At 46.1% G+C, this 11,680-nt stretch carries 12 protein-coding genes; all 12 read left to right on the forward strand.

What is annotated here, in order from left to right:
- The 12 genes from MKY24_RS00340 (at position 1) to MKY24_RS00395 (ending at position 11,651) form a co-directional block, all read left to right on the forward strand.
- Positions 1-897 carry an aminotransferase class IV gene (locus MKY24_RS00340; protein ID WP_339201223.1) on the forward strand — a complete coding sequence of 299 codons (897 nt, stop codon included), beginning with the start codon at positions 1-3 and terminating at the stop codon, positions 895-897.
- A complete protein-coding gene (gene folP, locus MKY24_RS00345) occupies positions 894-1,760 on the forward strand; it encodes a dihydropteroate synthase (protein WP_023986456.1) in 867 nt (288 codons plus the stop codon). The genes MKY24_RS00340 and folP overlap by 4 nt, the downstream gene beginning before the upstream one ends.
- A gap of 457 nt (positions 1,761-2,217) precedes the next feature.
- Entirely contained in the window at positions 2,218-2,580 is a 363-nt protein-coding gene (folB, locus tag MKY24_RS00350) for a dihydroneopterin aldolase (protein ID WP_023986457.1), read from the forward strand.
- Between the two features lie 9 nt (positions 2,581-2,589).
- Entirely contained in the window at positions 2,590-3,138 is a 549-nt protein-coding gene (gene folK / locus MKY24_RS00355) for a 2-amino-4-hydroxy-6-hydroxymethyldihydropteridine diphosphokinase (RefSeq protein WP_023986458.1), read from the forward strand.
- Positions 3,090-3,290 (forward strand): helix-turn-helix transcriptional regulator, encoded by a 201-nt coding sequence (locus MKY24_RS00360; protein ID WP_175405216.1) that lies wholly within the window; start codon positions 3,090-3,092, stop codon positions 3,288-3,290. Before folK ends, MKY24_RS00360 begins: the two co-directional genes overlap by 49 nt.
- A gap of 45 nt (positions 3,291-3,335) precedes the next feature.
- A complete protein-coding gene (gene dusB, locus MKY24_RS00365; RefSeq protein WP_023986459.1) occupies positions 3,336-4,364 on the forward strand; it encodes a tRNA dihydrouridine synthase DusB in 1,029 nt (342 codons plus the stop codon).
- A gap of 214 nt (positions 4,365-4,578) precedes the next feature.
- The gene (gene greA / locus MKY24_RS00370; protein ID WP_013308160.1) at positions 4,579-5,055 is read left to right on the forward strand and encodes a transcription elongation factor GreA; all 477 of its coding nucleotides are present in this window, start codon (positions 4,579-4,581) and stop codon (positions 5,053-5,055) included.
- Between the two features lie 110 nt (positions 5,056-5,165).
- Positions 5,166-6,686, forward strand: a complete 1,521-nt coding sequence (gene lysS / locus MKY24_RS00375; protein WP_339201225.1) for a lysine--tRNA ligase — start codon at positions 5,166-5,168, stop codon at positions 6,684-6,686.
- Positions 6,687-6,776: 90 nt separating this feature from the next.
- Positions 6,777-8,114, forward strand: coding sequence for a TrkH family potassium uptake protein (locus tag MKY24_RS00380; RefSeq protein ID WP_023986461.1), 1,338 nt, complete (start codon positions 6,777-6,779; stop codon positions 8,112-8,114).
- 293 nt (positions 8,115-8,407) lie between these two features.
- Positions 8,408-8,941 carry a hypothetical protein gene (locus tag MKY24_RS00385; RefSeq protein WP_023986462.1) on the forward strand — a complete coding sequence of 178 codons (534 nt, stop codon included), beginning with the start codon at positions 8,408-8,410 and terminating at the stop codon, positions 8,939-8,941.
- A 466-nt stretch (positions 8,942-9,407) separates the two neighbouring features.
- Entirely contained in the window at positions 9,408-10,178 is a 771-nt protein-coding gene (gene fabI, locus MKY24_RS00390; protein WP_013308164.1) for an enoyl-ACP reductase FabI, read from the forward strand.
- Positions 10,179-10,190: 12 nt separating this feature from the next.
- Positions 10,191-11,651: a class I adenylate-forming enzyme family protein gene (locus MKY24_RS00395; protein WP_160788569.1), complete on the forward strand. Its 1,461-nt coding sequence runs from the start codon at positions 10,191-10,193 to the stop codon at positions 11,649-11,651.
- Positions 11,652-11,680: the final 29 nt, after the last annotated feature.

The following is an 11,680-nucleotide window of genomic DNA, read 5'->3' on the forward strand; positions in this document are numbered from 1 at the left end:
ATGAAATATATCGGAGTCAACGGCGTCCTCACGGAAGCCGCAAAAGCCGTGATTCACGTAAGTGATCACGGCTTTTTATACGGAATGGGCTTGTTTGAAACATTCCGCACCTACAAGGGTGTCCCATTCTTGCTGGATCGGCATCTACATCGACTGCAGGAAGGTTGCCGAATGCTCGGCATTCCTTTTCAACTGGATGAGGAGCAACTTACGAGACACATCCAACATCTGATGGTGGCGAATGGACTGGATGAAGCCTATATCCGTTACACCGTATCAGCGGGCGAAGAGGTGCTAGGATTGCCGACAGGGGACTATACGCGTCCTAATCATATTCTGTTCGCTAAACCGTTGCCCTCTACCAATACACAAACCGGGCAATCCACTTCCCCATCGGCGCTTCAGTTGTTGCGAACTCCCAGAAATACTCCAGAGGGTGAGGTTCGCTTAAAGTCGCTCCATTATATGAATAATATTCTTGCAAAGCGGGAACTTCAGCAGTATGCCGAGGCTGTCCGTTATAAGGCTGAAGGAATGATGCTTACGGCGGATGGTTTTCTGGCAGAAGGAATGGTCAGCAATCTGTTCTTTGTGCGGAACAATACGTTGTATACCCCTGACTTGTCTACAGGGATTCTGCCAGGCATTACGCGTGAGTTCATTTTGGAGCTGGCGCATCTGCGAGACATTCCTTGTGAGCAAGGCCTGTACCGCTGGGACGAGCTGAAACAGGCTGATGAAATTTTTATGACCAACTCTATACAAGAAATACGGCCCGTGGATTTGTTGTTGGAGCCGGGAGGAGCAACGAACCATTTATCGGTTCCCTTGACACAGCCCAGGTCCATAACAGCTTTGCTGTTGCACGATTATAGACAGAAAGCAGGGATCAAGTGAACATACCGACCCTTTATCAACGTAGTTACCGAATGGGGGATGCCGAGCTTACGCTCGGACATTCCACACAGATCATGGGTATACTGAATGTGACCCCGGATTCATTTTCCGATGGAGGATTACATTATAGTCCCGAGATTGCTGTTTTACATGCATTGAAGCTGGTGGAAGATGGAGCGGATATCATTGACATTGGTGGGGAGTCTACTCGCCCGGGTCATGATCCAGTAGGTGTGGAAGAGGAGCTGGCTCGGGTCATTCCGGTCGTTCAGGCCATCCATCGTATCGCACCGCACATTCCGTTATCTGTAGATACTTACAAAGCCGAGGTAGCCAGGCAGGCGCTTGAGGCTGGCGCACATATCATTAATGATGTGTGGGGGTTTAAGGCAGACCCCGATATGGCACGTGTAGCTTCGGAATTCGATTGCCCGGTCATTTTGATGCATAATCGTCATGACCGTAACTATAGTGATTTGGTTTCTGATATGCTGTCCGATTTAAAAGAAAGTATCCGATTAGCGCTGGATGCGGGGGTACGTGAGGAACAGATCATTTTAGACCCAGGTATCGGTTTTGCCAAGGATTACGATGAAAATATTCATGCCATGACTTCTCTCGATACATTGAGTCAGCTGGGCTTTCCGCTGTTATTGGCTACGTCGCGCAAAAGGTTTATTCGTACAGCACTGGATTTGCCTGTGAATGATGTGGTGGAGGGCACGGCGGCTACCGTTGCCTTTGGCATTGCTCAAGGGTGCCAGATTGTGCGTGTACACGATGTGGCGCAAATCAAGCGCACCGTACGTATGTGTGATGCGATGGTGTACGGGTCTAAAAATGCACTGAGTTATGGTGGTTAGAAGACGCTTCATGAATGATTTGATCCTGCGATCGCTGTTGCAATGGGATTCTTTTGAATTGGTAAACATATGACTGTTAGAATCCCGTTGCAAAGGCGAGCGCTTCGCTTCTCCGGATTCAAATCCTTCATTCCGCTACAACGCGCCATAAAGTCACTGTATTTTTAGGGAGTTATTTATTGTGTAAGGTGAACAGAAGAATAGATCAAGTAGAACGAGAACGGAGTAGGCGGAATGGTGCTGTACAAGCAAAGCGGTCGCTTTAAAAGCTTTCCGTAGGAAAGCTCGCTTCGGAAGCATCACTTCCCCGAATTTCTACCTTTATTATAGGTTTTATTCAAGAAATCTGGGGCAGTGGCGATGGGGAGCACCATCCGACTGCGCAATGGCACGATACGAAACTTCTAAGTTGAGCTTATTGAGAAAATCTAATAAAAAACAGGGGGGGATACCCACGATGGATAAAATGGTTTTGCATCGTATGGAGTATTACGGATATCATGGCGTTTTTCCAGAGGAGCGCAAGCTGGGACAACGTTTCTATATTGATTTGGAACTGGAGCTTGATCTGCGTGAAGCGGGTGAGCAGGATGCCTTGGACAAAACGGTTAATTACGCCGAGGTGCATTACACCGTTAAAGATATTGTAGAAAAGGAATCTTACCAATTGATTGAAGCTTTGGGCGAACGTATTGCATCTTCCCTACTGGACACTTATACTAGTGTCAATGCACTGACTGTCAAAGTCACGAAGCCGCATCCGCCGTTTGATATTCATTTTCAGGGCGTGACGGTTGAGCTTTATCGCGCAAGAAAGTAGGAACGATACATGAATGCACATTCGACCTCTGAGGCATCAGAGGCTTATATTGCTTTAGGGGCTAATTTGGGGGAGCGCGAGCATACCCTGTATGAAGCCATTACGGCGCTGGACGAACATCCGGGTATACGGGTGCTTCGGTGCTCCAGCCTGTACGAAACAGAGCCTGTTGGGTATCTGGATCAACCTTCTTTTTTGAACATGACGGTAGCCGTATCTACAACACTTGCTCCAGAGGAGCTTCTGGTATATATGCTGGAGGTGGAGAGTCGTCTGGGGAGAGTAAGACACATTCCTAATGGGCCACGAACCATTGATCTGGATTTGTTATGGATGGAAGCGGCGCAACTGGCTACACCGGATTTGGAGCTTCCTCACCCTCGTATGTTGGAGCGTGCTTTTGTGCTGGTTCCTTTGGCTGATATCGTTCCGAACCAAGATCCGTCCGGTCTGTACAGTATCGTGCATACTGCATTGAATTCTGTGGATGGAAAGGACGGCATACAGCTTTGGAAAACATGCAGCTGGCGCAACGACTCCGCGCCTTTCGGAAGCTAAAAGGGTTCACACAGCAGGAGTTGGCAGAACGTACTGGTATATCTTTGACTGTATTAGGTGCTGTGGAGCGAGGCAATCGTAGAGTAGACCCAGACATGCTGAACATCATCGCCCAAACGCTAGAAATTGAAGTCCGGGAACTGACGGAATGACGATAAGTATACGATATAAAAGAAGGAATAAAGGGGTGAACAGATATGTTGAAAATCGGCGATATTGAAATGAAAAACCAAGTCGTCTTGGCACCCATGGCAGGCGTGTGCAATCCTGCTTTTCGCTTGATCGCCAAGGAGTTCGGTACAGGCTTGGTATGTGCAGAGATGGTTAGTGATAAGGCCATCATTCACGGCAACAAGCGTACACGTGAGATGCTGTTTGTAGATGAGCGCGAGAAGCCGCTTAGCTTGCAAATTTTTGGAGGCGACCGCGAATCTTTGGTGGAAGCAGCGAAGGTGGTAGATCAGGAAACGAATGCAGATATTATTGATATCAATATGGGCTGCCCGGTTCCCAAAGTGACCAAATGTGATGCAGGTGCTCGTTGGCTGCTCGATCCAAACAAGATTTATGAAATGGTATCGGCGGTAGTGGAATCGGTAAGCAAGCCGGTTACCGTGAAAATGCGTATTGGTTGGGATAGCGAGCATATTTATGCCGTAGAGAACGCTCGCGCTGTTGAACGTGCCGGAGGTCAGGCCGTTAGCGTACATGGCCGTACACGGGAGCAACTGTATACGGGACATGCGAATTGGGATATTATAAAAGAAGTTAAAGAAGCAGTTTCCATTCCTGTAATTGGAAACGGTGATGTGGCATCACCGGAAGATGCCCGCCGCATGCTGGATCTGACCAATTGTGATGGCGTTATGATCGGACGCGGTGCTCTGGGGAATCCGTGGATGCTCTACCGTACGATTGAGTACTTGCAATCAGGTGAGCTGTTGCCCGATCCTTCACCGGAAGAAAAAATCCGCATTGCCATTCTGCATATGGATCGTCTGGTTGCATTGAAGGGTGAAGCGGTAGCTGTCCGTGAAATGCGCAAGCATCTGGCTTGGTACCTCAAGGGGTTTAAAGGTTCTGCACGTATTAAGGATGTCATTATGGAAGAAACAAAGCGCGACGATATGGTACGTATTTTGGATCAATTTGTATCTCAATTGCACATGGTAGAAAACGATGAGCCTTCTACAAGTGCTGCTTCTCCTGCTGCTGTTGCGCAATAAGGAAGCTGTTCCGGCCTGCGCACGCGATTGACTTTTCCAATTGCTTGCCCTATAATCGTTCAGTATAAAATCTTGATGTATGCTACAAATTGTGTGCAGCTCTCAAGACAACAGCAGGAAATGTTCTCATTCCCTCAGAGTGGCATATTATGTTTTGAAAGCGTGCATTCCGATGCACTTTTAAACTTTTCCCATGACAGGAGAATCGGTTAAGATGAGCGATAAAGAAGTCATTCTGACACAGGAAGGTCTTAGAAAGCTCGAAGATGAGCTTGAGAACTTAAAGTCTGTCAAACGCCGCGAAGTGGCTGAACGGATTAAGGTAGCCATCGGATACGGAGATATTAGTGAAAACTCCGAATATGAGGATGCGAAGAATGAGCAGGCCTTTATTGAAGGCCGTGTAATTACGTTGGAAAAGATGCTACGCAATGCCCGCATTATCAATAGTGATGAAATTGACACCGATGTTGTGGGAGTAGGTGCAACTGTGACCGTTGAAGATTTGGAATTCGGAGATATTACAGAGTATGCTATCGTAGGTTCCGCCGAATCCGACCCGCTACAGAATAAGATTTCGAATGAAAGTCCGGTTGGCAAGGCAATTCTCGGTAAGAAAAAGGGAACTGTTGTGGATGTCACCGTTCCAGCAGGCGTTATTCAATATAAAATCGTGGATATCAAGAAATAAGACACGGACTTTGGAATTTAATGTAAAAGCTTCCTTGTGGAAGCTTTTTTTCTCTACACCCGGACGGACCCCGGCCCGTCTATTCATATTGAAGGAGCTGATTTAGCACCATGTCGGATGAAACTACTAACCAGGAAACACAAGAAAATCGCGAGGAATTAAGTGAACTATTACAAATTCGTCGTGCCAAATTGGACGAGCTTCGCGCATTGGGCATTGATCCTTTTGGACGCAAATACATACGCACGGCTGAAGCGGGCGTACTACTGAACAAGTATGACAGTTTGACTAAGGAAGAACTGGAAGAAAAGAATATTGAAGTTAGCATAGCAGGCCGTATTATGGCTAAACGTGTTATGGGAAAAGCCAGCTTTGCTCATATACAGGATCTTAGCGGACGTATTCAAATTTATGTTCGTCAAGACACGGTACCTGAATCCAAATATAAAGCATTTGGTATTTTGGATCTGGGTGATATTGTTGGTGTTAAGGGTGTGCTCTTCAAGACCAAAACGGGCGAAACGACAATCAAAGTGCTGGATATTGAGGTCTTGTCCAAATCCTTGTATCCATTACCAGAGAAATATCATGGCCTGAAGGATGTTGAATTGCGTTACCGTCAGCGGTATGTCGATTTGGTTATGAACCCTGAAGTACAAAAAACGTTCATTACACGGTCCCGTATTATTCAATCCATGCGTCGTTATCTCGATTCGCTCGGCTATTTGGAAGTTGAAACCCCAACATTACATTCCATTGCTGGCGGGGCGGCGGCGAAGCCATTTGTTACGCACCATAATGCATTGGACATGCAGCTTTATATGCGTATTGCTATTGAACTCCATTTGAAACGACTAATTGTCGGCGGAATGGAGAAAGTATATGAGATCGGTCGTGTTTACCGTAATGAAGGTATTTCGACCCGCCATAACCCTGAGTTTACGATGATTGAGCTGTATGAAGCGTATGCTGATTATAAAGATATCATGCAATTGACGGAAAACATGGTTGCACATATTGCGCAGGAAGTACTGGGCACACAGCATATTCAATATCAAGGCCAGGAAGTGGATCTGACGCCGCAATGGCGCAGAGTCTCCATGGTTGATGCTGTTAAAGAAGTAACAGGCGTAGACTTTAGCGTGCAGATGAGTAATGAAGAAGCTCATCGCCTTGCGAAAGAGCATAAAGTTTCGGTTGAACCGCATATGACATTTGGCCATATCCTGAATGCATTCTTTGAGCAGTTCGTAGAGGAAACGCTTATTCAACCGACCTTTATTACTGGACATCCGGTTGAAATTTCGCCGTTGGCCAAGAAAAACGAACAAGATCCGCGGTTTACGGATCGCTTCGAGCTGTTCGTGGTTGCTCGTGAGCATGCGAATGCGTTCACTGAGCTGAATGATCCAATCGACCAGCGCCAACGTTTTGAAGCACAATTGCTGGAACGTGAGCACGGTAACGACGAGGCGCATGAAATGGATGATGACTTTATCCGCGCCTTGGAATACGGGATGCCACCAACAGGTGGACTGGGCATCGGCATCGATCGTTTGGTTATGTTGCTGACAGATGCGCCTTCCATTCGCGATGTGCTGCTTTTCCCGCATATGCGTAACCAACAGTAGAATAACATAACATTATGAATATAGAGGATCAGCCGGGCTTCCCGTGTCTTGTTCCTCTTTTTCATAAGAACGGATGGAGAGAATACTCTAATGAAACGCAGCGTCAAGCTTAGTCGGTTCGCATCGCCTCCTTTTATATTGGTCATCGGATATTTATTGATTATTGCATTGGGTACTTTGCTACTGATGCTTCCTGTTGCCAATCATAGTGGTCATGCTCCGCATTGGATTGATTCGCTTTTTACGTCCGTCTCAGCCGCTTGCGTCACAGGACTGGTCGTTGTTGACGTCGATTCAACGTATACGATGTTTGGCGAAACCGTCATTTTGGTGCTGATGCAGCTAGGCGGGCTGGGGTTTATGACCTTAGCGACCTTGTTTGCGCTGTTGTTGGGGCGGCGATTATCGTTAAAGGATCGGTTGCTGCTTAAGGAGGCTATTAATGCCGATAGCATGGAAGGGATCGTGCGTATTATTCGCAAGGTGCTGATCTTTTCTTTTACCATTGAGGCGATAGCTGCCGTCGTCTTAGCTTTGCGGTGGATGCGAGAGATGCCTGTCGGACAAGCGATATATTATGGAATATTCCATTCCGTATCCCTCTTTAATAACGGGGGATTCGATCTGTTCGGGACTAGCTTCCAACAATACGCTGGAGATTTTGTTTTCAATATGATTGCATCTGTGCTCGTTATATCTGGAGGCTTGGGTTTCCTTGTACTTAGCGATTTGTTCGATTTTCGCCGTACCCGGAGACTGTCTCTACACTCCAAAATGGTGCTTAGCGTGTCGGGAGTGCTCATTGTGGTTGGTGCGCTGGTTTTATTTGTTTTTGAGTTTACCAATGCACGAACCTTGGGTGCGCTGAACTGGGAAGGCAAAGTATATGGAGCTGTCTTTCAATCGGTCTCCACGAGATCATCAGGTACGAGCACAGTCGATATCAGCGGGTTAAGGCAGGCAAGTCAGTTTTTTATTATGTTGCTGATGATTATCGGTGCTTCTCCGGGCTCCACGGGAGGAGGAATTAAAACGACTACGTTTCTGCTTATGGTAGGTGCCCTAATCGCCGTCATGCGAGGACAGAAGGAAATTGTGTTTTTCCGTCATAGGGTCCCCAAAGATATCATGATGCGGGCGCTGACCATTATTGTACTGGCCCTATTTATATTCTCGATTGTGGTTATACTGCTCTTAATGACAGAGGATGCGCCATTTCTCTCCCTTGCATTTGAGGCTGCTTCCGCAATCGGAACGGTAGGGTTGTCTGTAGGAGTGACGCCAGGATTGTCTGACGCAGGCAAGCTGATTATTTGTGTGACTATGTTTATTGGTCGGATTGGTCCTCTTACGATTGCCTATGCCATTCGTCCACGCTCGACCAAGACATTGTACCGTCGTCCCGAAGGTCATATTGTAATTGGATAGTGTATCTGTAAAAAAAGATGTACCCGTGCTGATTAGCATAGGTACATCTTTTTTCATTTCAGATCATCATAATTCTTTATGGGTAGCATATCATGTAAAATGCCCATTTTGAGAACAAGACGAAATGGGCTGAACAGATACTGATTTTCGCAGAAAAAACGGCTATTTGTTTCCTTTTATGTAATTATAGACAAAATACTAGGAATATTATGTATAATATTGTATGATAGTGGGCATGAAAGGGGGATAGTTGAGGTGAATACCAATTTCTAATTTGAAAGGAATCATCTATTATGTATTTATTTATTATTAGTGCTGAAGTTTTATTTTGGGTTTTTGTTGTTGCAGGCTTGATCGCAAGGTATATGTTTGGCTTGAAGAAATTAGGCGGTCTTCTTTTACTATTTACCCCCATTATTGATATCCTGCTACTGATTGCGGTGTTCATCACGGTGAAAAGTGGCATGGAGATTACGACTGCTACTGGCTTGGCGGCCTGTTATTTTGGTATTACAGTAGCATTTGGTCATAGGTTAATTAAGTGGGCGGATGTACGGTTCTCCCATTGGTTTGGTAAGGGACCCAAGCCTGAACGCAAGTATGGTGCTGCTCATGCAAAAGAGGAACGGATAGGTTGGTTGCTTCACCTTTTGGGCTGGGCTATAGGTAATGCTTTGTTGCTTGCAATCATTATGTATGTTGATGATCCGCAGCGTACGGTGTCTTTGGAGGGCATTATGCAAACATGGGCGATCGTTCTGGCAATCGACTTTGTTGTCTCCTTTAGCTATACTTTAGCTCCCAAAAAACAAAAGCGTAGTCTATAGAGGTTAAGGCTTTACACTTAGATTAGATAAAATCTGGCTGGTCACTCAGGATGTTCAAATCGGAAGACTCATTGTTGGTGAAAATGAAGTGGTTACTTCCGGTAGTGGGGTGAGTCCGTCGTCGAAATGTAAATATTTACAAAAATATGAGGATTTTATGTTTAACTCACTTTGACAGTCACCTTATTTTTGCCTCGCTATCTTTTTTCACACACATGTATCCCTTTCGATTTGAACACAGACCAACAGAAGCAACACAACTATTTTTTGTGAGATGACAGACAGCATGCAAGATGTGTTACACAAATTTTAAAATAAATTTTGTGATTTGCCTAAAACGTCGCCTATCCAAGTTTGGCAATTAACGCGATAATATTCCAGGAAAGATTACATATGTCTATAAATGTAGACATACGCAGTTAAGTTGTTATTTTGTTTAAAAATGTAAAAAAGAAAGGTGGTTTCTGTGGCAGTACTACTGAGCGGTAAGAACATTTTGATTATGGGCGTGGCTAATAACAGGAGTATTGCCTGGGGGACAGCTCAATCTTTAGCTGCTGAAGGAGCACAGCTCATTTTTACTTACGAAAATGAGAGGGTTGCAGAGCGGGTACTAAAGCTCGTTGAAACCATTCCAGGAGCACTGGTCTGTCCTTGTAATGTTCAAAGCAATGAAGAGCTTGATGCATTGGCGGATTTTCTAAAAGAAAAAGTAGGCGTATTACATGGTTATTTTCACAGTGTCGCCTATGCTAAGGCTGAGGATTTGGATGGCTTGTTCGTTGACACTTCTCGTGAGGGATTCGCCGTTGCACAAGAAATCAGTGCCTATTCTCTGGCTGCTGTCTCCCGTCGAGTATACCCACTGATGACAGAGGGTGGAAGTATCGTCACCATGACGTATATTGGCGCAGAACGAGCGATCAAAAATTACAACGTTATGGGTGTGGCGAAGGCTTCACTGGAAGCCAGCATGCGCTATCTGTCGAATGATCTGGGCACATATGGCATTCGCGTAAATGCGATTTCCGCTGGTCCGATACGGACCTTGGCTGCCTATGGCATTAAAGATTTTAACACAATGCTCAAACATATTGAAGAAACTACGCCCCTACGCAAGACGGTTGATACGTCGGAAGTCGGAGATACGGCGTTATTCCTATTTTCCCATTTATCGAGAGGCATTACGGGTGAAGTTATCCATGTAGATGCTGGATACCATATTACGGGGATGTAAGGAGGGAACGTTGTGCTTATTACGCATACGGATTGCCGTATTATCTCACCTGAAGGAATTATGACTAGGGAACGTCTGGAGCGAGACGTTACGATCTTCTCCCGGATGTTGACGCTCAGAGGAATTCCCGAAGACGGTAGAGTGATTCTGAAAGCGGCCAATTCCTATTGGTTTGTTGTGTCTCTGTTTTCCCTGTGCAATATCGCTGTTTCGGTGACTGTGGTGGACGAGCAGACTGTGCTCGATGAGGTGGCTCAAATCTATGATGAAGCGGGTGCCTGTTGCATCCTTACGGATTCCGATTTAGAACTTCCTCATGCTCTCGTTATTCTAATTCAAGATCTGATTCAAGAAGAAGCAGTACACCCGGATTGGGTGGGAGAGCCAAAGCTTGAAGCCCTCGACTTTAACAAGTGGTGCGAGAGGCCAGATGCGCTCATTCTGTATTCTTCAGGTACGACGGGAAAACCCAAGGGAATCGTGAAAGCTGGTTCAGCTTTTATGGAGAATATCAGGCATTCCATACACGCCATGAACTACCTACCGTCTGACCATATGCTCCCCGTTGTGCCTTTTTCTCATTTTTATGGAATCTCACTTATCTTCTCCTGGTGGTTAACTTCATGTTCTCTCATCATCTGCAATCCAAAAAACCTCTGGAGCGTCATTGCAAGTATTACGAAAGACCGGGCGACGGTCGTAGACGCTAACCCCTCTGCTTTTTACACCTTGTTGCGTATGCTAAACCGAAAACCCGAACAACTGGAAATGGTCAAGGAAGCTCCGGTGCGCATGTGGTGCGTAGGCGGTTCCCCACTTACCCAGGACCTTGAAGAGAAATTTAACAACATATTTGGACAGCCCCTGCTGAATGGTTACGGCCTTTCTGAACTGGGCAACGTTACGCTGGGGACGCTAGAGTGTCCGAAGGGTTGTGGACTACCATTACCTGGTGTGGATCTGAAAATACTAGATTCTACAGGCAACCAGCAGGCGGACGGTATCGTAGGCGAAGTGTGGATACGCAGTGCTGGATGCATGGAAGGTTATCTAAATCGTCCAGACCTGACGCAATCCGTTCTACAGGACGGCTGGTTCAAGACGGGAGACCTGGGCTATCTGGATGACGGAATGCTGTATGTCATTGGTCGCAGCGGTAAGACGGTCAACCGGATGGGCTACATGGTATCTCCGGTCTATATTGAGGACCGAATTGGTTCGCTAGGCTACCGATCCTGCGTGATTACCTTGGAGGATGAGGCTAAAGGGACATTGCTTGTCGCATTCATCGAAAGTGATTCCTCACAGGTCGTGCCTGTGCTCCGCAAAGAGATGAGTCAGGTACTCCCTTCATACATGTTTCCCGATCTTTTGCTTCCGCTCGATCATTTTCCTTTAAATCGCAATGGAAAAGTAGATCGTCTGGAGATGGAGCGTGTTGCTCTAGAGAAAGCTGCTTCTCGCAAAGCATAACAAGATATATACCAAAACTGCATACAGGA

It is taken from the genome of Paenibacillus sp. FSL P2-0322, from assembly GCF_037975315.1.
GTDB lineage: Bacteria > Bacillota > Bacilli > Paenibacillales > Paenibacillaceae > Paenibacillus > Paenibacillus polymyxa_B.

Bases quoted from the DNA above. Each gene is read 5' to 3' on its own strand.
- MKY24_RS00340 (WP_339201223.1), top strand. From the start codon at position 1: ATGAAATATATCGGAGTCAACGGCGTCCTCACGGAAGCCGCAAAAGCC.
- folB (WP_023986457.1), top strand. From the start codon at position 2,218: ATGGATAAAATGGTTTTGCATCGTATGGAGTATTACGGATATCATGGC.
- folK (WP_023986458.1), top strand. From the start codon at position 2,590: ATGAATGCACATTCGACCTCTGAGGCATCAGAGGCTTATATTGCTTTA.
- dusB (WP_023986459.1), top strand. From the start codon at position 3,336: ATGTTGAAAATCGGCGATATTGAAATGAAAAACCAAGTCGTCTTGGCA.
- greA (WP_013308160.1), top strand. From the start codon at position 4,579: ATGAGCGATAAAGAAGTCATTCTGACACAGGAAGGTCTTAGAAAGCTC.
- lysS (WP_339201225.1), top strand. From the start codon at position 5,166: ATGTCGGATGAAACTACTAACCAGGAAACACAAGAAAATCGCGAGGAA.
- MKY24_RS00380 (WP_023986461.1), top strand. From the start codon at position 6,777: ATGAAACGCAGCGTCAAGCTTAGTCGGTTCGCATCGCCTCCTTTTATA.
- MKY24_RS00385 (WP_023986462.1), top strand. From the start codon at position 8,408: ATGTATTTATTTATTATTAGTGCTGAAGTTTTATTTTGGGTTTTTGTT.